The organism is Hymenobacter monticola (assembly GCF_022811645.1).
Classification (GTDB): domain Bacteria; phylum Bacteroidota; class Bacteroidia; order Cytophagales; family Hymenobacteraceae; genus Hymenobacter; species Hymenobacter monticola.
Map to the genome: position 1 here is coordinate 4,055,106 of NZ_CP094534.1, position 25,513 is coordinate 4,080,618.

General features: G+C 61.5%; 20 protein-coding genes. 7 read left to right on the forward strand and 13 right to left on the reverse strand.

Annotated features, from left to right (window positions below; genetic code table 11):
* Positions 1 to 21 precede the first annotated feature (21 nt).
* The 4 genes from trpB (at position 22) to MTP16_RS16765 (ending at position 4,228) form a co-directional block, all read left to right on the forward strand.
* Positions 22 to 1,215: a tryptophan synthase subunit beta gene (trpB, locus tag MTP16_RS16750; RefSeq protein WP_243511892.1), complete on the forward strand. Its 1,194-nt coding sequence runs from the start codon at positions 22 to 24 to the stop codon at positions 1,213 to 1,215.
* 108 nt (positions 1,216 to 1,323) lie between these two features.
* Positions 1,324 to 2,121, forward strand: a complete 798-nt coding sequence (trpA, locus tag MTP16_RS16755) for a tryptophan synthase subunit alpha (RefSeq protein WP_243511895.1) — start codon at positions 1,324 to 1,326, stop codon at positions 2,119 to 2,121.
* Between the two features lie 121 nt (positions 2,122 to 2,242).
* Positions 2,243 to 3,247: a 3-deoxy-7-phosphoheptulonate synthase gene (gene aroF / locus MTP16_RS16760; RefSeq protein ID WP_243511898.1), complete on the forward strand. Its 1,005-nt coding sequence runs from the start codon at positions 2,243 to 2,245 to the stop codon at positions 3,245 to 3,247.
* Positions 3,248 to 3,517: 270 nt separating this feature from the next.
* On the forward strand, positions 3,518 to 4,228 hold the full coding sequence (locus MTP16_RS16765) for a phenylalanine-4-hydroxylase (RefSeq protein ID WP_243511901.1): 711 nt from the start codon (positions 3,518 to 3,520) through the stop codon (positions 4,226 to 4,228).
* Between the two features lie 138 nt (positions 4,229 to 4,366).
* Here the strand turns inward: MTP16_RS16765 and MTP16_RS16770 are convergent, their stop codons facing one another.
* The 7 genes from MTP16_RS16770 to MTP16_RS16800 form a co-directional block, all read right to left on the reverse strand.
* Entirely contained in the window at positions 4,367 to 4,837 is a 471-nt protein-coding gene (locus MTP16_RS16770) for an Mpo1 family 2-hydroxy fatty acid dioxygenase (protein ID WP_243511904.1), read from the reverse strand.
* 103 nt (positions 4,838 to 4,940) lie between these two features.
* On the reverse strand, positions 4,941 to 5,813 hold the full coding sequence (locus MTP16_RS16775) for a dienelactone hydrolase family protein (protein WP_243511906.1): 873 nt from the start codon (positions 5,811 to 5,813) through the stop codon (positions 4,941 to 4,943).
* A 40-nt stretch (positions 5,814 to 5,853) separates the two neighbouring features.
* The gene (locus MTP16_RS16780; protein ID WP_243511908.1) at positions 5,854 to 6,402 is read right to left on the reverse strand and encodes a hypothetical protein; all 549 of its coding nucleotides are present in this window, start codon (positions 6,400 to 6,402) and stop codon (positions 5,854 to 5,856) included.
* A gap of 75 nt (positions 6,403 to 6,477) precedes the next feature.
* A complete protein-coding gene (locus MTP16_RS16785) occupies positions 6,478 to 7,794 on the reverse strand; it encodes an ABC1 kinase family protein (RefSeq protein ID WP_243511910.1) in 1,317 nt (438 codons plus the stop codon).
* 99 nt (positions 7,795 to 7,893) lie between these two features.
* Entirely contained in the window at positions 7,894 to 8,523 is a 630-nt protein-coding gene (locus tag MTP16_RS16790; RefSeq protein ID WP_243511912.1) for a TetR/AcrR family transcriptional regulator, read from the reverse strand.
* Positions 8,524 to 8,630: 107 nt separating this feature from the next.
* The gene (locus MTP16_RS16795; RefSeq protein ID WP_243511914.1) at positions 8,631 to 9,956 is read right to left on the reverse strand and encodes a cryptochrome/photolyase family protein; all 1,326 of its coding nucleotides are present in this window, start codon (positions 9,954 to 9,956) and stop codon (positions 8,631 to 8,633) included.
* 6 nt (positions 9,957 to 9,962) lie between these two features.
* Entirely contained in the window at positions 9,963 to 10,679 is a 717-nt protein-coding gene (locus MTP16_RS16800; protein WP_243511916.1) for an SDR family NAD(P)-dependent oxidoreductase, read from the reverse strand.
* A 274-nt stretch (positions 10,680 to 10,953) separates the two neighbouring features.
* On the opposite strand from MTP16_RS16800, the gene MTP16_RS16805 reads away from it, so the two are divergent.
* Together MTP16_RS16805 and MTP16_RS16810 are read left to right on the forward strand one after the other, a co-directional pair.
* Positions 10,954 to 14,394, forward strand: a complete 3,441-nt coding sequence (locus tag MTP16_RS16805) for a pyruvate carboxylase (RefSeq protein WP_243511918.1) — start codon at positions 10,954 to 10,956, stop codon at positions 14,392 to 14,394.
* A 110-nt stretch (positions 14,395 to 14,504) separates the two neighbouring features.
* Positions 14,505 to 15,839, forward strand: coding sequence for a M20/M25/M40 family metallo-hydrolase (locus tag MTP16_RS16810; protein WP_243511921.1), 1,335 nt, complete (start codon positions 14,505 to 14,507; stop codon positions 15,837 to 15,839).
* Between the two features lie 213 nt (positions 15,840 to 16,052).
* Here the strand turns inward: MTP16_RS16810 and MTP16_RS16815 are convergent, their stop codons facing one another.
* On the reverse strand, positions 16,053 to 16,508 hold the full coding sequence (locus MTP16_RS16815; protein ID WP_243511924.1) for an META domain-containing protein: 456 nt from the start codon (positions 16,506 to 16,508) through the stop codon (positions 16,053 to 16,055).
* A gap of 84 nt (positions 16,509 to 16,592) precedes the next feature.
* Positions 16,593 to 17,414: a transporter gene (locus tag MTP16_RS16820; RefSeq protein WP_243511928.1), complete on the reverse strand. Its 822-nt coding sequence runs from the start codon at positions 17,412 to 17,414 to the stop codon at positions 16,593 to 16,595.
* A 135-nt stretch (positions 17,415 to 17,549) separates the two neighbouring features.
* Here MTP16_RS16820 and MTP16_RS16825 point away from each other — a divergent pair, with 135 nt between their 5' ends.
* Positions 17,550 to 18,479, forward strand: a complete 930-nt coding sequence (locus MTP16_RS16825; protein ID WP_243511933.1) for an alpha/beta hydrolase — start codon at positions 17,550 to 17,552, stop codon at positions 18,477 to 18,479.
* A 90-nt stretch (positions 18,480 to 18,569) separates the two neighbouring features.
* Here MTP16_RS16825 and MTP16_RS16830 read toward each other — a convergent pair whose 3' ends face one another.
* The 4 genes from MTP16_RS16830 to MTP16_RS16845 all read right to left on the reverse strand — a co-directional run bounded on the left by MTP16_RS16830 (position 18,570) and on the right by MTP16_RS16845 (position 25,485).
* Positions 18,570 to 19,910: a protein kinase gene (locus tag MTP16_RS16830; protein WP_243511940.1), complete on the reverse strand. Its 1,341-nt coding sequence runs from the start codon at positions 19,908 to 19,910 to the stop codon at positions 18,570 to 18,572.
* A 174-nt stretch (positions 19,911 to 20,084) separates the two neighbouring features.
* Positions 20,085 to 20,816 (reverse strand): hypothetical protein, encoded by a 732-nt coding sequence (locus MTP16_RS16835; RefSeq protein WP_243511947.1) that lies wholly within the window; start codon positions 20,814 to 20,816, stop codon positions 20,085 to 20,087.
* Between the two features lie 458 nt (positions 20,817 to 21,274).
* Complete coding sequence (locus MTP16_RS16840; RefSeq protein WP_243511952.1) at positions 21,275 to 22,033, reverse strand: hypothetical protein; 759 nt, start codon at positions 22,031 to 22,033, stop codon at positions 21,275 to 21,277.
* A gap of 50 nt (positions 22,034 to 22,083) precedes the next feature.
* The gene (locus MTP16_RS16845; RefSeq protein WP_243511955.1) at positions 22,084 to 25,485 is read right to left on the reverse strand and encodes a UvrD-helicase domain-containing protein; all 3,402 of its coding nucleotides are present in this window, start codon (positions 25,483 to 25,485) and stop codon (positions 22,084 to 22,086) included.
* Between the last annotated feature and the right edge of the window lie 28 nt (positions 25,486 to 25,513).

Sequence of the window (25,513 nt, forward strand, 5' to 3'; positions counted from 1 at the left end):
TTTGCACACCCTCCCCAACGCATGACATCCTATCAGCAACCCACCGCCCGGGGCTATTACGGCGAGTTCGGCGGCGCCTTCGTGCCCGAAATGCTCTACCCCAACGTGGAAGAGCTGCGCACCCGCTACTTCGACATCCTGGCCGACCCCGCCTTCCAGGCCGAGCTGCACCAGCTGCTGCGCGACTACGTGGGCCGGCCCACGCCGCTTTTTGAGGCCAAACGGCTGTCGGCCAAGTACGGTACCCGCGTTTTCCTCAAGCGCGAAGACCTGTGCCACACCGGCGCCCACAAAATCAACAACACCGTGGGCCAGATTCTGCTGGCCAAGCGCCTGGGCAAGCAGCGCATCATTGCCGAAACCGGGGCCGGGCAACACGGCGTGGCCACGGCCACGGTGTGCGCCCTCATGGGCCTGCCCTGCGTGGTGTACATGGGCGCCGTCGACATGGAGCGGCAGGCGCCCAACGTGGCCCGCATGCGCCTGCTCGGGGCCGAGGTGCGCCGCGCCGAAAGCGGCAGCCAAACCCTGAAAGACGCCACCAACGAGGCCATCCGCGACTGGATTGCCAACCCCGTCGACACCCACTACATCATCGGCTCCGTCGTCGGCCCGCACCCATACCCCGACTTGGTGGCCCGCCTGCAGGCCGTCATTAGCGAGGAAATGCGCAAGCAGCTGCTGGAACAAACCGGCACCGAGCTGCCCAACTACGTGGTGGCCTGCGTGGGTGGGGGCTCCAATGCGGCGGGCGCGTTCTACCATTTTCTGGACGAGCCTTCGGTACGACTCGTGGCGGTGGAAGCCGCCGGGCACGGCGTCGACACCGGGCACTCGGCGGCTACATCGGTGCTCGGGAAGCCGGGCATCATCCACGGCAGCCGCACGCTGCTCATGCAGGACGAGCACGGCCAGATTACCGAGCCCTACTCGCTGAGCGCGGGCCTGGACTACCCCGGCATCGGGCCGCTGCACGCGCACCTGGGCACCTCGGGCCGGGCCGAGTTCATTGCCATTACCGACGACGAAGCCCTGGCCGCGGTTTCGGAGCTAAGCCGTTTGGAAGGCATCATCCCCGCTTTGGAAACGGCGCACGCGCTGGCTGCTCTCGGGCAGCTCGGTGCCGGGCCAGAGGAAGTAGTGGTAGTGAATCTGTCCGGCCGCGGCGACAAGGACCTGGAAACCTACCTCAAGAACCTGGAAAAACTCATCTAAAAGTTACCGCAGAGGGCGCAGAAGAGAACGCAGAGGTTCGCAGAAGAACGTCCTCCGCGAACCTCTGCGTTCTCTTCTGCGCCCTCTGCGGTAATTTCCGTCAAAGCAATGAATAGAATAGCCCAAGCCTTTGCCAGCAAGAAAAACCTGCTGAATACCTACTTCACTGCTGGCTATCCCAGTCTGCACGACACCATTCCCTTGGCGAAATCCTTGGTCGAAGCCGGGGCAGATATTCTGGAAATCGGCATGCCGTTCTCCGACCCGTTGGCCGATGGCCCGGTCATTCAGGGCAGCAACTCCGTGGCGCTGGCCAATGGCATGAACCTGCCGGTGCTGTTTGAGCAACTGAAGGAACTGCGCATCGCCGTGCCCACCACGCCCGTGCTGCTGATGGGCTACCTCAACCCGGTGATGCAGTTCGGCATTGAAAACTTCCTCCAACGCGCCGCCGAAGCCGGCATCGATGGCCTCATTCTGCCCGATTTGCCGCTCGATGAATACGAGGAGCAGTACCACGCGCTTTTCCAGCAATACGGGCTGAAAGCCGTTTTTCTCATCACCCCGCAAACCTCGGAGGCCCGCATTCGTCGGCTCGATGCGCTGTCGGACGCTTTTCTATACCTCGTATCCGGCCCCGGCACCACGGGCGGAACCACCTTGCCCGATGCCGAAGCCCAGCAACAGTACTTCGAGCGCCTCGCCGGCATGAACCTCAATTCTCCGCGCCTCATTGGCTTCGGTATTGCCGACAAAGCCGGCTTCGACCGCGCCTGCCAATATGCCGATGGCGCCATTATTGGCTCCGCCCTCATTCGGGCCCTAGACGGGGCAGAGGATGCACCCGCGGCGGCGGCCCGGTTTGTGCAGGGCATCACCTCACCCTCTGACCCTCTTTCCAAATAAGGATAGGACACCGGCCCCGCGCTAACCCTAAAAACCAGAAAAGATAAATCGTCTTCACGGACCGGTGCCCCCTCTTTTTTGGAGAGGGGGTCAGGGGGTGAGGTCAACGCCAGAACAATCCATGATAATTCAACTCGAAAAAAACGCTTCGGTGCCCGCCATCACCGAGCACCTGAAGCAGCAGGGCTACAAGGCCACCGAAGTCACCACCCAGCACGCGCACTACCTGGTGGCCATTGGCAAGCAGGAATTTGACATCCGCACCATCGGCCAGCTGCCCGGCGTGCGCGACGTGCACCGCGTGAGCGACGACTACAAGCTGGTGAGCCGCAAGTGGCGCGTGCAGCCCTCCGTGCTCGACCTCGGCGACGGCGTGACGATAGGCGAGGGCTCGCTGGCATTGTGCGCCGGCCCGTGCAGCATTGAGAGCGAGGCCCAGATGGAAAAGGTGATGGCCCACCTGCTCGAAAACGACGTGCGGCTGATGCGCGGCGGCGTGTTCAAGCCCCGCTCATCGCCCTACGCTTTCCGCGGCCTGGGCATGGATGGGCTGAAGGAGTTCCACCGCATGGCGCGTGAGCGGGGCATCAAAATCGTGACCGAGGTGATGCAAGTGTCGCAGGTGGAGGAAATGCACGACTACGTGGACGTGTTCCAGGTGGGCGCCCGCAACACGCAAAACTTCAACCTGCTCGACGCCCTGGGCGGCGTCGACAAGCCGGTGCTGCTGAAGCGCGGCATCTCGGGCACCATCGAAGAGCTGCTGTCGTCGGCCGAATACGTGTTTTCGGGCGGCAACGAGAAGTTGATTCTCTGCGAGCGTGGCATTCGCACCTTCGAAACAGCCAGCCGCAATACCTTGGATTTGAACGCGGTGCCCATCCTTAAAGCCAAAAGCCACCTGCCGGTCATCGTCGACCCTTCGCACGGCATTGGCATTCGGGAGTTTGTGCCCCAGATGGCGCTGGCCGGCGTGCTGGCCGGGGCCGACGGCATTGTGTACGAAACCCACGAAACCCCCGAAACGGCTGCCTCAGACGGTGCCCAGACGCTGGACTTTGACGAATCGGCCCGGCTGATTCGCAACCTGCGGCGCGTGTACCAGCTGCGCGGCGAACTGGAGTAGCGAAAAATTAATGAAACGGAATGCTTGCATTTCCGAAATCATTTTCTACATTCGTCCCACACATGCGCCACCAGTTCGTCAATTGCTTTAATTACCTGATGACCCCCTGCAAACAGGGCGGACGCGGGCTGCGATTGGCGCTACCAGAAGGAAAGGCATGAAAACCGACTTTCTCTTGTAACCTTCAAAAGCCCGAATCCGAAAGGAAGTCGGGCTTTTTTTTGGCCCGCCTCGTCCTTTCTCACACCCAACTACCTTGTATTACTAGCTATGTTCACCAAACTCACTCCCACCGCCAACGAGGACCAGCGCACCTGGAAAGTGCTGTTCGACCGCCAGACTGCCCTGCTGCACCGCCGGGCGGCCCCGGCGTTCAACCAGGGCCTGGCCCGGCTGGGTTATCGGCGCGAGTTTATCCCCGACATCGCGGAGCTGAGCGCCGTGGTGCAGGAGGAAACCGGCTGGCAGCTGGCCCCGGTGGGCCGGCCGTTCGAGCCCGCCGCCTTTTTCGCCCTGTTGGCCAAGCGTAAGTTTCCGATTGTGACACGCATCCGGTCCATGCACAACTTCGATTTCAGCCCGGAGCCGGACCTGTTCCACGACCTGTTCGGCCACGTGCCCATGCTGCTCGATGAAGGCCTGGCCAACTTCCTGCACGAGCTGGGCCAAGCCTATCAGGCGCAGCCCAAAGGCTCGCCGGCCCGGGAACAATTGTGGGCGCTCTACTTTTTCACGGCCGAGTTTGGCCTGGTGCAGCACGAGGATAAGCCGTTGCTCTACGGCGCGGGCCTGCTGTCGTCGGCCGGCGAAATTCACCACTGCGTGAACGAGAACACCCCCCGCCCGGTGTTCGACCTGGCCACGGTGCTGCGTACGCCCGTGACCGGCGCCCGCTACCAAAACCAATACTTCGTGCTGCCCGCCTGGGAGCAGCTCACCGAGTGCGTGGAAGAGCTGGCCGGCCTATTGGCGGGGCGGTAACTAGAAAACGCCTGTCATCCTGAGCGCAGCGAGGGACCTTTTCACGTCAGGTTTTCTAGCGTGAAAAGGTCCTTCGCTGCGCTCAGGATGACAGGCGTTCTTAGATTCCTTACCCTTCAATTCTCATCAAACGAGGCATTAATACCCCCAACCAAGGCGGCGGTACACGAAGTGCAGCAGCCACAGCGGCCCGATGAGTAGAAATTGCAGGTCTTTGAGGAAGCTGGGTTTCTTGCCCTCCACTTTGTGGCCCCAGAACTGGCCCACCCAGGCCAGCGCGAAAATGATAAGGCAAACGGCCCATAGGGGAAGCGCCGAGTAGCTGACGACCATGCTCAGGGCCCCTGCCATCGCGGCCCATACCAGCAACATGCCCACGGCCAGGCGCGGACTTAAGCAGACGTAGTACCCCAGGGCCAGCAGCATCACCAACGTGCCCCAATTGAAAAGCGGGTCGATGCCGCGCACAAGTATTGGCACGGGTATGGACCACAGCAGTCCGATAAGCGAGAACATAATCAGCGGCACGCACACCCAGTGCACCAGTTTGTTGGTGGGGTTTTGGTGGCTTTCGCCGTATTCGGCGAGGAGGGAGGATAGTGGGGCCATGAGGTGGGTTTTGGAAGCAGGCAGCGGCGTAGCGGACAACAAATTAGCAATAAAAAAGCCTTCCCAAACGGGAAGGCTTTTTTAGCTTTTGGCAGCTTGAAGACTATACTTTCACTTTGAAGCGGCCGCGCAGGTAAGCCAGCGCGTGTTCGTGCGCCTTGCGGGCATCGTCCTTCTTGTACTTGGGGTTCGAGGGGTTGGCAAAGGCGTGGTCGGCGTCGTAGCTTTCCACGGTGAGGCTTTTGCCGGCCGCCGACATGTCCTTTTTGAACTGGGCCACCACTTCGGGGTTAATCCATTGGTCCTGGCTGGCGAAAATGCCCAGCACGTCTGAATTCAGGGTTTTGAGCTTGGCCATGTCCTTTTCCGGCATGCCGTAATACATCACGCAGCCCACCGTTTGCTTGCCGCCGAGCAGGGCCTCCTGTAAGCTCCAGCCGCCGCCGAAGCACCAGCCGATGCTGGCCAGTTGGGCCTTCGGGCCGGCGTACATCTGGGCGCCTTTCAGGATGGCTACGGCGCGCTCGGTTTTCACCTCGCCCATGTACTTGCCGGCGTCTGCGGGCGTGGTGGCCACTTTGCCGTCGTAGAGGTCCACGGCAATGACGTTGACGCCGGGCAGCTCGTTGGCAAAAGCAGCGGCTTCTTTCTTGATGTAGTCGTTCAGGCCCCACCACTCGTGAATTACGAATAGGTACTTGTTGCTCGACTTAGCGCTCTTGATTTCGAAGCCTTTGCCAGTGCTGCCATCCGGGGTTTTAAAGGTGATTTCCTGGCCCGCGCCCTCGTACACGTAGGGCAGGGGCGAGTCGTGCCCGCCCGAAAAATCCTTATCAGCGGCCAGCATGGCGAAGGCTTCGGTGGCCGAGGCCGACAGGTTGGCGGCCGGCCGGGCGCAACAGCTGGCCATTTTTTGGGCCGAAGCCGGGAAAGTAAAACTCAGCAGAGTGGCTCCTAGAGTAAGCAGTTTTTTCATGTTTTTAGTGAAGTTGGAAACGAATGAGCAAGCGCAACAGCTAATCCGGCAAAACCTCCCGCATTACATTGCGAAGTTTGGGCAGCTCTCGTGCCGCCCGGCCGTGCAGGGCCGCTGATTTACTCGTGCTCAAGGCCTGCTCAGCAGTTGCCAGCACCTCCGCTGCCAGCTCCGGGTAGGGCAAGGCCAAGCGGGTGGCCGCACTCAGCGCATAAGCACGAATGGCAACCGGCTCGGCTGGGCGGCTGACCATGCTCAGGCAGATATCAAAAGCCAAGGCCTGCCACTCTTCCGGCACGGCCACAAATTGCAGCACCCGCGCCACGCTCCGTCGCACGGCCGGGTGGGTGCCCGTGCCCGGCTGGGCCGACGCCAGCAGCCCCGGCAGATGCGGCACCAGCCACTTGGGCCGCCGTTCGCCCACCCAGCCCAGCACATCGGCGGCCAGCTGCTGCTCGCGCGGCGCCCCGTACCAAAACAGGTGCAACAGCTCGGCGAAGTGTTTGGGGTGGGCGCAAGCGTAGTCCGTCAGCCGCCGCGTCTGGCGGGCCGAGTGTTCACGCAGTAATTCCTCGCGGAGGTTCATCATACAAATAGCGCAGAAAGTAGTGCAAACATATCGTTCGCGTCCCCGCACCATTTGGCTATCGTTGTGGTACGCGAATTATAAAGTTCGCGCTACTCCGGTTTCGACGGCGGCGCCCAGCTCCGTGAGCAAAGCAAATAGCCCCACGTAGGTTCGATTCAAATAAATGAAGTGCTCGGAGCCGCGCGGCTCGCGCTGCTTGCGCAACTCGGGGTCGGCCATCAGGTCGTCGCTGAGGGCGTAGAGGGCGGCCATGTAGGCGGGGTCGCCGAAGTTGAAGGTGGGCTGGCGGAAGGGGCGGCCCACCAATTCCAGCGACACCTGCAGGGTACGCAGGTAGAGCGCCTGCAGGGCCGGTGCATCGGAGGCACGCAGCACGCCGGCTTGGGTAAGCAGAGCCGTCAGGCGGCCTTCATCAGCAATGGTTTCGGGGGCCAACAGGGCGGTGAACAACTGGTAGACGTCGGCCGGCACTTCCTTCACGCAACCAAAATCAAGCACGCCGAGCGTGCCTCCGTCCTTGGCCTGCATCAGGAAGTTGCCGGGGTGCGGGTCGGCGTGCAGGCGGTGCAGCTCGTTGAACTGGAACTGGTAGAAGTCCCACAGCGCCTGGCCAATCTGGTTGCGCACCTCCTGGCTAGGGTTGGTGGCCAGAAATTCCTTCAGGTGTTGGCCCGAAAGCCAATCCATCGTCAGGATGCGGGCCGTGGAGTACTCCGGGTAGTAGCTGGGGAACTGCAGGTGCTTAAGCCCATGGCATTGGGCCGCTATTTCCTGGCCGCGGCGTAACTCCAGCTTGTAATCAGTTTCTTCGAGCAGGCGCGTTTCCACTTCCTCTAAATAGGGCCGCACCTGGGCTTCATTCAGGCCCATCACGCGCAGGGCAATGGGCTTCACCAACCGGATATCCGACTTAATACTATCGGCCACACCGGGATATTGCACCTTCACCGCCAGCGCTTTGCCATCCTTACGCGCAAAATGCACCTGCCCGATGCTGGCCGCCTGCCGCGCCTCGGGCTCAAACTCGTCGAACAACTGGTATGGCGACTTCCCAAACGCGTCCCGAAACGCCTTCACCACCAGCGGGCCGGAAAGCGGCGGCGTTTGGTACTGGGCCTGGGCAAACTGCTCGGCGTAGGCCGTGGGCAGCATGTTTTTCTCCATGGCCAGCATCTGGGCCACCTTCAGCACGGAGCCTTTCATTTCGCTCAGCGTCCCATACAGCTCCGCGGCATTGGCGGCGTGCAGGTCTTCGGTGGTCGATTCGGCGCCCACGGCCTTCTTAGCGTAGTGCTTGATGTAGTTGGTGCCCACATTGAAGCCGGTTTTGGCGAAGCGGGCGGCGCGGGCCACTTTAGTGGTCGGCAGGGAGGTTTGGGGTTCGTCGGACATGTAGAACGTGTACCCCGAAGCTCCTGCTTCGGTGGGTTGAACGATTAAAAGTTGCTTACTCTAACGCGAGCAGAAGCAGGAGCTTCGGGGCACAAGGGCTTACCGCCGCACCAGAAACCGCACGAAATCCACGGCCGAATCCAGCGAGTTGCGGCCCACGAGGTCAAAGCTCAGCGTCACGGCTTTCTCCACGGCGGCATCGGTGCGCTCAAAATTCACGGTGTCGTCTTTGGCGAAGTAGCCCAGCACAAACAGCGCCTGCTGCCAGAAGAAGCGCGGGTAGCCGTCCTGCACCAGCGGGCGGCTGGCAATTTCGCCGCTCACGCGGCCGCTGCTGAGCAGGTCGCTCACAAAGTTTTCAAAGTCTTGGCGGAAGTCGTCGAGCACGCGGGGTGTAAGGGCCGGCATGCGGTGCAGCGAGCGCCGCAAGCTCATCAGGGCGTAGGAGCGGTTGCTTTTCAGGATTTCGAGCAGCGTGTAGTAGAAGGCCAGCAGCTTTTCGCGGCTGCCGTAGCTTTCCCACACAGGCTCGGCCGCGGCCGTTTCGCGGGCCTGACGGCCAAAATCAGCCCAGATTTCGCGGTCGATGGCGTCGAAATTCGGGTAATGCTGATAAAACTCGGCCTCCGCTAGGCCCAATTGCTGGGTGAGCTTGAACACCGATTGCGGCGAGTGACCTTCGTTGAGCACGAAGTCGAGGTAGGCTTGTTTGATGCGGTCCTTTTCCATGCTGGTATAACCCGTTGGATGGCCCTACGGTTCGGGCTGTAGCGTGGACTCTGCGAGTCCGCGCATTTGCAGGCCATTCGCCCAGGCGCGGAATCGCAGAGTCCACGCTACGACGCCGCAATACGCGCCGCGCGAATGGCCTCCACCGCCCGCTCGCGGGCAAACTTGTGGTCGACGATGGGGGCGGGGTACGCGGCCGTGCCCAGCTCGGGCACCCAGCGCTTCACGTATTTTAATTCTGGGTCGACTTTTTCGAGCTGGCTTTCGGGGCTGTACACCCGAAACCAGGGCGCGGCCACGGCGCCGGTGCCAGCCATCCATTGCCAGTTGCCCACGTTGTTGGCCAACTCATAATCCAGCAGCTTGTCGGCAAAATATTTTTCGCCCCAGCGCCAATCAATGAACAGGTGCTTCACCAAAAAGCCCGCCGTGGCAATGCGCACGCGGTTGGGCAGGTAGCCCGTGGCGTTGAGCTCACGCATTCCGGCGTCGACCAGCGGGTAACCGGTGCGCCCCTCGCACCAGGCCTGAAATTCCTCCTCGTTGTTGCGGTAGGGGATGTGCCGCATTTTGGGGTCGTAGGCCTCGGTGGCGGTGTTGGGGAAGTGCCAGAGCAGCATCATGAAGAAGTCGCGCCAGCTGATTTCGGCCAGCAGCTTCGGGTTCAGGGCCCGGGCCTGGCGCACCACCTGGCGCACGCTCAGCGTGCCGAAGCGCAGCTGCACCGAGATGCGCGTGCTGCCGTTTTGCAGGGCGGGGGTGTTGCGGGTTTTGTGGTAATTGCGCACCACGTCTTCGGCGGGCAGGTCGGCGGTGGGCACGTACTGCTCTTTCCGCTCAAACCCCATGCCTGCAAGCGTGGGGCGCGGACCGGCTTTTTCGGCCGCCCGCGCCGCCAGGTTGGCTTTGGTAAAGGCATCAGCTGAGCCGTAGGGCAGCAGCATTTCGTCGGTCAAGCGCGAGAGGTAGGCTTTGTGGTAGGCCCCGAACACCTTGGGCACCGTGCCCGACTTGGTCATGATTTCATTCTTGGCGAAGATGACCTGGTCTTTATACAGCAAAAAATCCACGCCGTGCCGGCCCAGTATGTCGCCCACCTCGCCGTCGCGCTGGGTAGCGTAGGGCTCGTAGTCTTCATTGGTGTGCACGGCGGCCACCTCAAACTCCTTCACGAGTTGCTCCAGCACTTCCACTGGCTTGCCGTGACGCGCCAGAAAGGTGCCACCCGCCGTTTCAGTCTGCTGCGCCAGGCGCTCCACTTCGTCGTAGATGAAGGTGAGCCGAGCATCGGCCTTGTCCGGCAGGTGGTCAAGAATATCAGAATCGTAGATAAACAGCGGCACCACCGGCACACCGCTGGCCAGGGCGGCGGCCAGGCCCGCGTTATCGTGAATGCGCAAATCGCGCCGGTGCCAGAAGATGCAAATTTTCATTGTTTCCTACTTCAATTTGCCCATCCCGCCATCCACGGCCAGCACCTGCCCGGTCACAAATGAGCTGTGGTCTGACAGCAGGAACGATGCGGTGTAAGCCAAGTCCTGCGGCTGGCCGATGCGCTGCAGGGGGTGGCGCTTGGCGCCGGCTTCTAGCTTCTCGGGCGAGTTGAGCAGGGCAGCGGCCAGGGGGGTGTCGGTGAGCGAGGGCGCGATGCAGTTCACGCGCACACCGCTGGCGGCGTACTCGGCGGCCAGGGCGCGGGTGAGGCCTTCCACGGCGGCCTTGGCGGTGGCAATGCTGGTGTGAAAGCTCATGCCTGTATCGGCCGCCACGGTGCTGAAAAGCACGACCGAAGCTCCGCCCTCGGCCTTTTTCAGGCGCTTGATGGTGGCTTGAATGACGCGCACCGCGCCCAGCACATTGAGGTTGAAATCAGCCGCGAAGTCGGCCACCGGGATGCGCTCGAAGGGCCGCAGCTTGATGCTGCCGGGGCAGTACACCACGCCGTGCAACACCTCCGGCAAGGCGTCGAAGGCCGCGCCACCGTCCTGCGTGGCGTCGTAATCGAAGTGGGTGGTGCCCAGTGCGGCGAGCTCGGGCGAACGGTGCCTTGAGGCCGTAAATAGATTGGCCCCCAGGCCGCTGAGCAGCGTGGCAGTAGCTAGGCCGATGCCCGATGAAGCGCCGATGAGGAGAATGTTCTTGTCGGAAAATTGCATGGAATGAGCAAAAGGTGATGGCGCAGTCCCCTGTGCCGCGCAGGTTATCTATCGAAGTGCGACAAACCGGGCTCTTGGCATACCGAATACCAGCCAAATTGTTCGGCTTTTCGCTGAGGAAACCTCCACCGCTCGTTGGGTAATAATTTGATAACACCTGTTCTTCCAGCTTGGCCGATGGCTTTTTATAATTACCACAAACGTTTGTTGTGAAAATTCAGCCAGCCTTTGACGTAGTTTCGCCGTAAGCGCGCCTATTACCCCACCAGCTTCTATGAACATAACTAAACTCCTGGTCGCCAACCGCGGCGAAATTGCCATTCGCGTGATGCGCGCGGCAAACGAACTCAATATTCCCACCGTGGCCCTCTACACCTACGAGGACCGGTACTCGCAGCACCGCTACAAGGCCGACGAGGCCTATCAGATTGGCCGCGACGACGAGCCGCTGAAGCCGTATTTGGACATTGAGGGCGTCATCCGCATCGCCAAGGAAAACGGCGCCAACGCCATTCACCCCGGCTACGGCTTCCTGAGCGAAAACGCCACCCTCTCGCGCCGTTGCGCCGAGGAGGGCATCATCTTCGTGGGCCCGCGCCCCGAGGTTATGGAAGCCCTCGGCGATAAGGTGCGCGCCAAGGAAGTGGCCCAGCAGTGCCAGGTGCCCCAAATTGAGAGCAGCGAAGCCGACCTGGTCGACTTCGAAACCGCCAAAGCCGAGGCCCAGCGCATCGGCTACCCCGTGATGCTGAAGGCCGCAGCCGGCGGCGGCGGGCGTGGCATGCGCATCATCCGCGACGACGAGCAACTGGAGAAAGGCTTTTTTGAGGCGCGCAACGAGGCCAAGAACGCCTTCGGCGACGACACCGTGTTCCTGGAGAAATTTGTGGAGCGGCCCAAGCACATTGAGATTCAGCTGGTGGGCGACCACCACGGCAACCTCGTGCACCTCTACGAGCGCGACTGCTCGGTGCAGCGCCGCTTTCAGAAAGTGGTGGAAGTGGCCCCGGCCATGAACCTGCCCGACCACCAGCGCCACCTCTTGTACGAGTACGCCCTGCGCATTGGCCGGGCCGTGGGCTACGACAACGTGGGCACTGTGGAATTCCTGGTGAACCCCGAGCAGGACCGCATCTATTTCATCGAGGTGAACCCCCGCATTCAGGTGGAACACACGGTGACCGAGATGATTACGGGTATCGACCTGATTAAAACCCAGATTTACATCGCGTCCGACTACAAGCTCAGCGACTCCGAAATTGGCCTCGGCCCCGACGTGGTGCCGCTGCGCGCCGGCTTCGCCGTGCAGTGCCGCGTGACCACCGAAAACCCCGAAAACGACTTCAAGCCCGACTACGGCACCATCGTGGCCTACCGCTCGGCCGGCGGCTTCGGCATCCGGCTCGACGAAGGCTCGGTGTACCAAGGCGCGGTGGTGTCGCCGTTTTTCGACTCGATGCTGGTCAAGATTTCGGCTCACGCGCCCACGCTGCACGGCGCGGCTCAGAAAATGCTGCGCGCGCTCGATGAATTCCGCATTCGCGGGGTGAAAACCAACATCCCGTTCCTAAAGAACATCGTGGGCAGCGAGGAATTCCAGACCGGCCACGCCAACGTTGATTTCATCAAGGACCGGCCCGAGCTGTTCCAATTTGAAACCCGCAAGGACCGGGCCACGCGCCTGCTCAGCTACATCGGCGAGACGGTGGTGAACGACAACCCCGACGTGCGCAACCTGCTCGACTCACGCGCCAACCCGCGCCGCCCGCACCTGCCGCACTTCGACCACGCCGCGCCCGCCCCCGGCACCAAGCAGAAGCTCGATGAGCTGGGCCCCGAGAAATTCGCCGAGTGGCTGCGCAACGACCCGCTCGTGCACTACACCGACACCACCCTGCGCGACGCCCACCAGAGCCTGCTGGCCACCCGCATGCGCACCTGGGACATGCTCAAAGTAGCCCGTGCCTACGCCCAGCAGCACCCGCAAACGTTCAGCATGGAGGTTTGGGGCGGCGCCACCTTCGATGTGGCCCTGCGTTTCCTGCACGAAGACCCCTGGGAGCGCCTGGCCAAGTTGCGCGAGGCCATCCCGAACATCCTCCTGCAAATGCTCATTCGCGGGGCCAACGGCGTGGGCTACAAGGCCTACCCGGATAACCTGACCGAGCGGTTCGTGCAACAGGCGGCCGAAACCGGGGTCGACGTGTTCCGCATTTTCGACTCGCTGAACTGGATGAAAGGCATGGAAGCCTGCATCGGCTTCGTGCGCAACAAAACCGACCGGCTGGCCGAGGCCAGCATCTGCTACACCGGCGACATCATGGACCCCAGCCGGACCAAGTACACGCTGGAGTATTACCTCAAGCTGGCCAAGCAGCTCGAAGATGCTGGCGCGCACATCCTCTGCATCAAGGACATGGCGGGCCTGCTAAAGCCCTACGCCGCGACAGAGCTGATACAAGGCCTGCGCGATACGGTGAAGCTGCCCATCCACCTGCACACCCACGACACGTCGTCGCTGCAGCCCGCCACCTACGCCAAGGCCGTGGAAGCGGGCGTCAACGTCATCGACGTGGCCATTGGCTCGCTCTCGGGCCTTACGTCGCAGCCCAACTTCAACTCGGTGGTAGAAATGTTCCGGGGCACGCCGCGTCACCGCGAATTCAACCAGCATTCACTCAACGAGTTCAGCGACTATTGGGAGGCCGTGCGCGAGATGTACTACCCCTTCGAGTCGGGCCTGAAAGCGGGCACGTCGGAGGTGTTCCAGCACGAGATACCGGGTGGGCAATACTCCAACCTTCGCCCGCAGGCGGACTCGCTGGGCTTGCTCGATAAGTTTGAGGAAGTGAAGCAGCGCTTCGCCGACGTGAACCAGATGTTCGGCGACATCGTGAAGGTGACGCCCAGCTCGAAAGTGGTGGGCGACATGGCCTTGTTCATGGTTTCGAACAACCTCACCCCGCAGGACGTAATGGACAAAGGCGAAGGCCTGAACTTCCCCGAGTCGGTGCGCGAGCTGTTCCGCGGCGACATCGGCCAGCCCGAGGGAGGCTGGCCCGCTGAGCTGCAAAAGCTCATCCTCAAGAACGAAACGCCCTTCACTGACCGGCCCAACGAGCACCTCGCGCCCATCGATTTCGACAAAGAATGGACGGCGTTCCAGGAGAAATTTTCTGGCGCGAAGTTTACCGATTTGCTGTCGTGGCTGCTCTACCCCAAGGTGTTCGAGGAATACTGGGCCTTCCGGCAGAAGTACGGCAACGTGAGTAAGCTGCCCACTTCTACCTTCTTCTACGGCCTGAAATCGGGCGAGGAAACCATCATCGAAATTGCCCGGGGCAAGTCGGTTATCGTGCGCTTGGAGTCCATTGGCGACATCAACGAGGAAGGCTGCCGCACCATCTTCTTCACCCTCAACGGCCAGACCCGCAACGTGCAGGTGCGCGACCAGTCGGTGGCCGTTACGAAAGTCAGCAACCCCAAAGTTGACAAAAACAACCCGCGCCAAGTGGGCGCGCCGCTGCAAGGCATGCTGAGTAAGGTGCTGGTGAAGCCCGGCCAGGCCGCGCCCAAAAACACCCCGCTCTTCGTCATCGAGGCCATGAAGATGGAAACCACCATCACCGCCCCGCAGGACCTGACCGTGGCCGACATCAACCTGCCCGAAGGCACCCGCGTGAGCGCCGACGACCTGGTGCTGACCCTGAGCTAAAATTGGTTGACGTAGGGGCGGGGCTTGCCCTTGCCCGCCACCACAACGATTTTGTGCAATGTAGGGTGGGGCAACTCCCGCCCTGCATTGCTAAAAGACTCTAACCTCCTATGAAAAATCTCCTTTTCCTCGGCGCCCTGCTGGCGGCCCTGCCCGCTGCCGCCCAGAAAAAAGCCGCCAAGCCCGCCTCCAAAACCACCACCGTATCCGCCGCCACCGTCACCCGAGTAGTCAACGCCCTGGCCTCTGACGACATGCAGGGTCGTGGCACCGGCCAGCCCGGCGGCCTGAAGGCCGCGCAGTTTCTGGCCGCCGAGTTCAAGCGCATTGGCCTGAAGCCATTGCCCGGCAAAACCGGTTTCGAGCAAACCTTCACTGTGTACCAAGGCCTCACCAGCCCGGTTTCGGCTATCATCAATGACCAGACCATGGCCTCCGCGCAGGCCGTAGCCATTTCGGGCGAACCCACGTTGCGCTGGACCAGCCAGGATGCCCAGCCGCCGGCCATCGTCAGCATTGGGCCCGAGCCGAGTGAGCGCGGCAAAATGTTCTCCTACATTCATCCCACGGCCAACACGCTTGTGTTCGTTGATACGGTTCACACCAAAATCTTCCGTCAACTGACCGAGTATATTGCCAAAGGCTCTACCAGCCCCGAGCAGCCAAAGCCCTTTTCGACGGTATTTGTGCTGGGCCCCAAGCCGGCCACGCTTACTTATCGAATCAGCGCCAGCAGCGTGTCGCAGCCGGTGGAGCTGCGCAACGTGGTGGGCATGCTGCCCGCCAAAGACCCCAAACGCGGGAAAGAAAACGTGGTTTTTGCGGGGCATTACGACCACCTGGGTTACCTAAAACCCGTGTCCGGCGACTCCATCGCCAACGGGGCCGACGACGATGCCAGCGGCACCACCGCCGTGGTGGCCTTGGCTGAGTACTTCAAAAAGCGTAATGACAACGCCCGCCCGCTCATTTTCGTGGCCTTCGCGGCCGAGGAGGTGGGCGGTTTCGGCTCCCAGTATTTCTCGAAGCAGCTCGACCCGCAGCAGGTGGCGGCGATGTTCAACATCGAGATGATAGGCAAGGAAGCCAAGTTTGGCCCCAATACCGCCTTCATCACCGGCTACGAGCGGTCCGATTTCGGCAAGCTGCTGCAAGCCAGCCTGGCCGGCAGCAAGTTCCGCTTCGAGCCCGACCCATACCCCGAGCAAAACCTGTTCTACCGCTCCGACAACGCTACCCTGGCCCGCCTCGGCGTGCCGGCCCACACCATCAGCACCGACCAGATTCCGACCGACGGCCTCTACCACAGCGTCGACGACGAAGTGGAAACGCTGAACCTGGCCAACATGACGGCCGTCATCCAGGCCATCGCGCAAAGCGCCAGCGGCATCGTGTCGGGAAAGCAAACGCCCACGCGCATCCCGCCGCTGACGGATGATAAGTAGTGAGCTAGCGTCCTGTCATTGCGAAGCGCAGCCGAAGCAATCCGTCCTGTAAGCACCAGACACTTTCTGAAGCGATAAAGCCCCGGTACCATACGGCACCGGGGCTTTTTATTGGGCTTGGCACGGTTCTAAGCTACTTGCTGAGAACAGGACGAATTGCTCCGGCTGCGCCTCGCAATGACAATTCATCAATCCGCCAATCCACCAACCCGCTTAATGCAGATACACCGCTTCCAGCCGCGCCACAGGCGCGTTGGCGGCGTCAAAAAGCCGGAGGGTGTCGCCGCTAATGCGGTAGGTGCGCGACTGCGCCAGGGCGCGGGTGAAAGCATTTTCGGTTTCAATGGCGGCACAACTCATGCGCGTGCTTATCAGCGGGCTGAAAGTTAGTTCGTCGGCCTTCTCGCTGAAGAAGCTGCCGCGGAAGCGGTTGCAGCTGCCGTTGCCCTCGGCGGTGCCGTCGGTGCGGAGCGTGAGGTAGGGCTCGCGGGTATCGGCCGGCAGGCGCACGGGCTGGCCCGCCAGCTCGCGCGGCACCCAATGGGTTTCGCGCAGGGCAGCGGCCGGGGCTTGGCGGGCGGGCGGTGCAGGGGTAGCGGTGGTTTCCTGGGCAGGATGGGTCTGACAACCAGCGGCCAGTGCGGCCAAAATCAAGAAGGAAAAGCGCATGAAAAGGTAGGTAAGCGGCTCATTTTACGCAAAAAAGCCTGCGTTACTACGCAGGCTTTCTTTAAGTCGTTACCCAAACGGATGCTACCGGCCTACTTTAAACGTAAGGCCCGCGCCTACCGTGGAGGTGCCGGCGGCCAAGCCGCTGATACCCTGCCCGGCGGTTACGTCGACGCGCATCTGCGGGATGGGGCGCCAGTAGAGGCCCGTGGTGGTGCCGGTGCTCAGGCTGGAGCGGCCGCCGCCGTAGGCTTCCACAAAGAAGCCGGTTTTGTCGGTGAGCGGGCCGTTGAGGGCCAGTGTGCCCAGAAACTGACCGTTCGAAACGTCTTTGGCGGTGAGGCCGCGCTGGCTGAAGCCGAAGTTGGCTTCGAGGCCAAACCGCTCGCCGATTTGCTCGCTCACCAGCAAGCGGCCGCCGGGAGCCCAGGTGCTGCTGCGCAGGCCGGCGCTGCCGGTGTTGGGCACGGCTGCCTCTACCAGGATGGCCACCTGGGTGCGGGTGTCGTAGTTGGGCGAGAGCATGAGCTTGGTGCCCACCACCACCGGCGCGTAGCCCTTGGCTACTACATTGCCCGCTTCCGTAAGAACGGTGGGACCGTTGTGCAGGTAGCCCTGCGTCACGCGCAGCTCCATGCTGTTGAAGAAACCGATGCGCAGCGTGCCTGCACTTTGGCTTTGGGCCAGGCTGGTGCCGCCAAACTGGCGTTGGAAGCCCGTTTCGAGCTGCACGCGACCAGGCTGTAGCACTTGGGCGGTCACGGTTTGGCCGGGACGGTCGGCGCGAATATTCCGCACGAAGGGAGCGTCCACATTGGGGTTGTTTTCCTCGGCGGTGTTTTGGGCCAGGGTGAGGCCGGGGACGCTCAGCAGAGCGGCGGCGGCCAGCAGAGTGGTCTTTCGCATGCTAACCAGACCCGTTCGGCTACGGCATGGTTCACTTTTGGTTGCAAATCGAGTAATTTTCACTGAATAGTTCTAAAATAATGGCGCATTATGCCAGTATTTGCCAATAATAAATTACTTCGTACAATTGCGCTGATGATGAAAAAGCCCTTTTTACCCACCCTTCTGGCGCTCGGAGTGCTGGCTTCGCATCCGGTTTTCGCCCAGCAAACCCTATCGCTCTATAACGAAACCATTCCCGATTCGAAGCCCAGCGCGGTGCAGGAAACGAGCGTGACGCTAGCCAATGGCGGCGTGCGCATCTCCAACGTGGTGCAGCCCAACCTCACGGTGTTTCTGCCGCCGACGGGCACGGCCAACGGCACGGCGGTCATTATTTGCCCCGGCGGCGGCTATGCCCGCCTCTCCATCGACCACGAGGGCTACGACGTGGCCAAGCGCCTGAACGAGATGGGCATCACCGCCTTCGTGCTGAAATACCGCCTGCCCAACGACCAAAGCCAGCCCGACAAGTCCATTGCCCCGCTGCTCGATGCCCAGCAGGCGCTGCGCCTCGTGCGCCAGCAAGCCCCTAAATACAGCCTCAACCCCGAGCGCATCGGCCTGATGGGCTTTTCGGCCGGCGGGCACCTGGCGGCGTGGGCGGGCACGCAGTTTGCCCGGCCGGTGGGCGCCAACCCGGGGGCAGAATCGGTGCGGCCCGCGTTTCTGGTGCTGCTTTACCCCGTCATCAGCTTCAGCGACACGCTCAAGCACGGCGGCTCGCGCGACAACCTGCTGGGCAAAACCCCGACGCCCGCGCAAGTGCGGCAGTATTCCAACGAGCTGCAGGTAACGGCCCAGACGCCGCCCACCTTCCTGGTCCACGCACAGGACGACAAAACCGTACCCGTCAACAACAGCATCGTGTTTTACCAGGCCTGCCTGCGCCACGGCGTGCCGGCCGAGATGCACCTCTACCCCAAAGGCGGGCACGGCTTCGGCCTGAACAACAAAACCACCAAGGACCTCTGGACCGACCGCCTGCGCAACTGGATGGATGCCAACGGCTGGCTCACGAAGTAGGGGCGGGGCTTGTCCCCGCCCGGACGTCTGCGCCAAAACAACGATTCCGTTCAACGTCCGGGCGGGGGCAAGCCCTGCCCCTGCGTCGTTCTACTTACAAAATGGCTCCGAACTCGCCACTGCCAACGCCTGCTCAATCTCACCAAACAGGGGCCGGCTGGCTGCTTCGGGCTGCATACAGCGCCGCTGCAGCTCCCGAAGCGCTGCAACTGGAGGAACCTCGGCGGCTTCGGGGCAATGGTCCAGCAATTCCTCCAGCAGGCACCCGAAGGCCCGTACCTCCAGCCGCTGCAGGGCCGCGGCTGTTTCCACCTCCTGAGCATCGAAGAAGCAGGCAGCGCCAAAGTCACCCAGCAGGGCATTGCCCTCGGTCGTGGTGAGAATGTTATGAGCATACAAATCGCCGTGCAGAATGCCTTGCGCGTGCAGGTGCTTGGCCGCAGCGGCAATGCCCTGCGCAATACTGAGAGCCGTTTCGAAGCTGAAAACGGTGCCCGATTTATACACGTCGCGGGTGCAGCTGGCCAGGCTGGGAGGGCCGGCCAAGTTGCCGAAGGCTTCGTCAATCAGCTCCAGTACCAGGCCCTCGGCGCCGGTGGGGTGGCCGGCCACGCGGCCCAGCACAGCAATGAGGTTGGGGTGGGCGCCGGCTTTGATGGTGGCCAGCATTTCGCAGTGGGGCAGGCCGTCGCTGGTCACGGCCCCTTTGAAAAGCTTCACGGCCACTTCGGTGTCCTCCGCGTTGGGCTGCTCCCAAAGGGCGCGGGAGATGACGCCCGATGCGCCTTCGCCCAACTGTTGCTCGATGGTCAGCTGGGTCCAGGCAATATCGCCGATGGTATGCAGCGACTCGGCAGCGGCTTCGCGAGGGCTTGAAAACGGGTTGCCGGCGTAAGCCAGCCATGAGAGGCGCGGCAGGGCCAGCAGCCACGCGGGCAGTTCGGTGAGCTGATTGGCGGCGATGCGCAGCAGTTCTAGTTTGGTGCAGCGGGCCAGCGTTTGGGGTAACTCGCGCAACTGGTTGCCGGCCAGCATCAGCTTTTGCAGCTCCCGGCACTGCCCAATTTCCTCCGGTAGCGCTTCGAGCTGGTTGTCGGTGAGGATGAGCCAGCGCAGGGCAGGAGGGAGGGCCGCCCCGGGCAGCGTGCGGATTTGGTTCGCTTTGAAGCCCACCATGCGCAGGTTGGGGCACTGGCCCAGTACGGCGGGCACCTCGGCAAAAAGATTGTCGGAGCAAAACAACACTTGCAACCGGTGCAGGCGCGGCAAGTCGTCGGGCAAAGCGGAGAGTTGATTACCGGACAGATTGAGGATTTCCAGCGTGTCGGCGAGGGCGAAAATTTCGCGGGGAAACTCGGTGAGCTTGGCCGACAAATCCAGGCGGGTGAGGCCGTGGAGCTGCCCGGCGCGCAGTTGGGCAAGGGTGTGCATGGGGGCAAAGGTCGCAGTAGCACGCCCTACTGAACGAAAAAAAGAACGTCATGCTGAGCAAGGTCGAAGCATCTCTACCGCGTTAGTAAACCCTGGTGATTGGATTACTGCTGCGGTAGAGATGCTTCGCTGCGCGCTGCATGACGTGCTTTCAATGGAATTCTGCGCTAGCCCCTAGTAGCTCTCCTTCCGGAAGCCCCAGGCCCGCAGCTCCGCCTCAAACGTGTCCGGGAAATTGGCCTTCAGCGCGTACACCACGGCTTGCAGCACCTTGCGCAGCTCCAGCTTCGCGGTGTCTTTCTGGCTCACCGACTTGCTCACCTGGCCGGCCAGGCCGCCGGTTTTGCCCAGCAGGTCTTTGTACTCATCAAAGCGGGTTTGCCAGAACTTGCTGCCGTAGTCGCGGCCGGCGAAGGGCGCGGCGGCCACGGCGGGCAGCAGCATCTCGCGCAAGGCCTTGAGGCGCTCGTCGCGGTCGTTGCTCAGGGCAAAGCCGCCGCGCTTGCGGGCCACCAGGCCGAAACCGGGCAGGCGGGCATCGGTTTTTTCTTTGCTGTAGTCGCTGTCTTCGTTGATGTACTTTTTGAGAATGCGCAGGCCCTCGTCAAACTGGTCGTCGAGTTCCTGCAGGCGCTGGCTTTGCGGGGTGCGGGCTGCGGCAGCGCTGCGCTTGTCGGTGATGGCCGCGCCGAAATCGGTGGCCAACTGGGCGAAGGCGGCCTGGGTTTTCCAGCGCAGCAAGAACCAGGTTTCCTTGCCCCAGGCCTCGGCCACGAGCCGGCCCACCTCGGCCAGCGGTCCATCTTTTTTGGGGATGAGGAGCTTGGGGTTCACCACCGCGTCGGCGGGGGCGGGAGTGGGGGTAGAAGCGCCGGCCGCAGCGGGCGTGGAAGACTGGTCTGCCATGTGGTAAATAAGTAAGAATGAGGGTTGAAATGTGCCGTAGCACTACGGCCGGGCTAAGGTGCGCAGGAATTTTGACGAAGCAAAATTTCCCGCCCGGGCTCCGGGTTCGGCGCGCCCGTTGCGGGTGCGGGCCGCAACGGGCGTCGGCCGCCGGTGCTCGAACCCGGTGCGCCCCGCACCGGCCCCCAACCGATGGTGCCACCCTGCCTTGCGGCCCGCAACGGCCCTCGGTACTCCGCGCCGAAGGCCCCTGCGCCCCGCAACTGCTCCCAACTCCCGGTGACAAGGGCCGTTGCGGATTTTTCCGTCCGGCTGGTGCGCCCGCCTATCTTCGCCCCACGCGTAGGTAGTCCCCGGCCAGCGGTTGCCCCTAAAAAGGCGAACCCCCGGCGTGTAGAAGACACCGAGGGTTCTGAAGCGGCGTTCTAGGAAAACCCTCGACTTCAATTAAATTAAACTTATCTATAGGACTGCTGAATCAAATAGCTGCTGTTCCATTCGTACCACTCACCACCAGCGTAGCAGTATTTTTCCTCTCCTAAGTTGATTATCGGAAACGCTCCATTTATTTTTTTCTTGGTCTCATTCTTGATTTTAGCGCCAACGATTATAAAGTCTTGAGAAATATTTTTCTCTGAGCTGCGAAAGACATTTCTGTTTTGGTCAAATGTTAAAACAGTAGTTATGTCGTGTTGATAATCGGGTTTTGGTTTATTAACCAACTTCCTTTCATCGTGAAACTTTATAGCTAACTTATAGGTGCCAATGCTATTTCCCGTCAAGTTCAATGCCGCTTCGTGAATAGTTTTTTTTGCGCTTGCCTTTATTAAAGCAGGTGTTGGTTTGCTCCAGTCCATGAATTCTTCATTGAATGTTGAATTGATGTGCATTGACTCATAGAGGGTTTGATTGCGAACAGATAGAACCAACGTTTTAGCAGCATGCATTCCAGAGCCAGCACGGAAAGAATAAGCAACTAGTAGAAAATTTTTATTAAGAAGATGTACAGTATCAAGGTGATTGATGTTTTCAATATGAATGGCAGTATTTGCGCATTTTATGGTTAATGAGGCTCCGTAATTAAGAGGCATCACCTCAATCAGTTGTTTGCTTCCATCTAACGATTCAATGGTAAACGCTTGACCATGTGATGTGCCGGCGAATAGCCCAATGAGCAGTGCCGTAATCATAAACATGCGTGTCAATTTGGCTTTCATTGTTCTACTGGTTTTTATAAAAGACAAAGCGTAGTAGTTGAGGGCATTCCTCACACCTCCACCACTTCCCCCGTCCCGAAATAATAAATAACCCCGCGCACCTCCGCGTACCCCAATTGCTCAAATAGCGTGGCGTAGTTGCGCAGCAGGCGCTTGTGTTGCTCCTGCGGCGGGGGCAGGCGGAAATCCAGCAGCGTGACGCGCCCGCCGAGGCGGTGGTGCTCTTCGAGGGAGGGTTCGAGCACCACGCGGTCGGGCTTGTAGTCGCGCAGCTTCACGCCGCCCACCAGGATTTCGCGCTCCGTTTCCACGCTCAGGTGCGGGGCAAAGTAGGGGGCCAGGCGCGGGTCGCTCACCAGCGTTTCGAGGCTCTCGACCAGGGCCGGCCGCTCGCGGGCGCTCAGGATGCCCTCGGCCACGAGCTGGCTGGCCACGCGGCCCACGTCGGCGGCCGTGAGCAGGCGGCGCAGGGCGAAATGCAGCTTGCGGTTCCACTCATTCAGGGCCTTTTGCTCGTCAAAATCGAAGAGCGTGGTGGCGTGCCGGCGCAGCTTCAGCCGGTCTTCCCAGGGCGCGGCGGCCAAGTTGGTGAGGTTGTAGTTGGTGCTTGGTGCCGGGTGCTTGGTGCTTGGTTTTTCGGCGGCGGGGGTGCCTTGGGAGAGGACGAAGGACACTTGGTCGTCCTGCCACTGGCCGCGGCTGAGCAGGTAGCCGTGCAGCAAGTCGGCCACGGTGCGGGCGGCGGCCGTAGGCGCGGCGGCTTCCAGCTCGTCGGTTTTGGTGGTTTTCTTGTCGTCGGGCCGCTTGCTGATGACGTAGAGGCGGTGGCGCGGCCGGGTGAAGGCCACGTAGAGCGTGTTCAGCCCTTCGAGGAAGGTTTTCTCGCGCTCCTCGTCGTACTGCGCCCCCAGGGCCGTCTGCTGAATGCCCTTGCTCAAACTCACCACCGCCACGTCGGGCATCTGCTCGATGGGCTTCTGGCCGGCCTCCAGGTGGCCCCAGAGCAGGGTGCCGCGGTGGGGCTCCAGGCTCCAGTCGGCGAAGGGCACGATGACCACCCCGTATGCCAGGCCCTTGGCCTTGTGTACCGTGGTGATGGTGATGGCCTCGCGTCCGCCCGGCGCGTTGATGCTGATGCGCCCCTTGCGCTCCTCCCAGTAGGTGAGGAAGTTGCCCAGGTTGTTGCCGAAGCGCAGGCTGTATTCCAGCGTCAAATCGAGGAAGCGGAACAGGTAGTCGCTCTCCCCGTTGCGCCCCAGCAGCCCGAACAGATTCAGCAGCCGCTCGGCCAGCTCGTAGAGACCCAGGTTGCCGGTTTCCTGCTCCCGCACGTCGTAGCCCAGGTCGCGCAGCTCGTCGAAAAACGAGGTGCCGCCCGCCGCGTTGGCCACTTCGGCAATGTGCCGGGCGCGGGCCGGCGTGGGGGCCAGCCCGCGCACCACCTTGTCCACGAGCAGCAGGGCCTCGGCTCGGGCCAGCGTATCGGCCGGCTGGTGCAGCACCCGCAGGATGCTCACCAGCAAATTCACCACCTCCGCAAATTCCAGCGCCAACGAGTCGGCCGAAATAATGGCGTAGCCCCGTTCTTTCAGGAACTTGGCAATGATTTTACTGGCGTAGCGCGTGCGGCACAGCACCGAAATATCGGCCAGCGCGTAGCCCTCGCGCAGGGCCTGCTCCACTAGTTGCAGGGTGAGGTAGCAGGTGCTTTCGTCGTAGCCCAGCAGCGCCTCGGGCGCGTGGCCGGGCAGGGGCTCGGCGGTGTAGCTGCCGGCCGCGGGGTCGTAGCGCAGGGCCGGAGCATCCTTTTGGGTGAACAACAATTCAACGTGCCCCTGCTGGTCGGCCCGCTGCGACTCGGGCACCTGCTGCCCAAAATGCGCGTCGAAAATCCCGGTCACCAGCCCCAGCGCCTCGTGCCGCTCACTCACCGCCTTAAAGAAAGCGTTGTTGAAATCAATAATTTCCCGCGCCGAGCGGTAGTTCACCTGCAAGGCTTTGGGCTCTAGCTTGCCGCGAAACGCCTCGTAGCGACCCCGCAGCAGCTCGCGCATCTCCGGCTCGCGGGCCCGCGCCGCCAGGGCCTCGGTGTTGCCCTGGTGCAGGCGCAGAATCTGCTCCATCTCGCCCCCGCGCCAGCGGTAAATGGCCTGCTTGGCGTCGCCCACCGCCAGGCTGCTGTGCCCATTGGCCAGCGTGTTTTCCACCAGCGGCAGCAGATTGTTCCACTGCAAAACGGACGTGTCCTGAAACTCGTCAATCAGAATATGCTCGTATTTCTCGCCCAGCCGCTCGTACAAAAATGGCACCGGCTCGGTGAGCACAATGCTGGCAATACGCCGGTTAAATTCCGATATTAAAACAACGTTGCGCTCACGGCTGATTTGCTCGACAATTTTATTTAATTCACTCAGCAGCGAAGCATGAAATAAATACGGCTGCATGGCCGCCAGCAGCACATAATTCGGCAAAAAGTCCGCCCGCAATTTATCCAACGTAGCTACTAATTGGCTCAGCGGCTCCTTCACTGCATCCACCCGTTCGCGGTCGGCGGCGTTTTTTATTTTGCCGCTATACCATTTGTCGTCGGCTAGCGTGGCGCGCACATAGCTGTTCGGCCCGGCCTCCGGCGCCAGCAAATCCACGCCCTTCTGCACGTAGCCAAAAATGCCGCGCTTACCCTGGAAAAAATCGGCTTCCGTAGCGCCCGCCGCGTCCAGCACCGCCAGCGCTACCTCGCGCGTCTGCCCAAACGCCGCCTCAATCTCTGTCCGTCGCGCCCGGATTTCCTTGTCCAGCCGTCGGAAATCGGCCAGACTCAGCTTGTCAAGCTGCGCCACCGCCTCCTGCACCGTCTCATTAAACAGCACCCGCCCGAAGCCCGCCAATTCCTCCGGCAGCCGGCTCCAGCTTTTGCCCTCGTCGGCCTGCCCCAGCGCATACTCCGCCAGCGTCTGCGACAGCAACTTGCTGTTCGGGTCGCGGTTCACCTTGTCGAGAAGCGCCGCCACGGCGCTTTGCAGCACCGCATCGGTATCCAGTTCCACCTCAAACGTGGCCGGCAAGCCCAACTCCCGGGTAAAAGCCGTCACAATCCGCTGCACAAACGAGTCAATCGTGCTCACCCCAAAATCGGCGTAGTGGTACAGCACCAGCCGGAACGTCTCGGCCGCCCGCCGCCGCACCTCCGTTTCCGGCAGCTTCAGCTCGGCCGCAATGTCGGCCAGCAGACCATCGGTTTTCCCACTTTCCGGGTAGGCAAACCGCCGCAGCGCCCCCACAATGCGCTCCTTCATTTCCCCCGCCGCGTCGTTGGTAAACGTAATAGCCAGCACCCGCTTGAAATACGCCGGGTCGTCGGCCCCCAGCGCCAGCAGCAGGTATTCTTTCGTTAATTGGTACGTCTTCCCCGAGCCAGCGGAGGAGGAGTAGATGCGGAAGGAGGGAGGCATAACTTTACAGCTTATAAACAAAAAAACG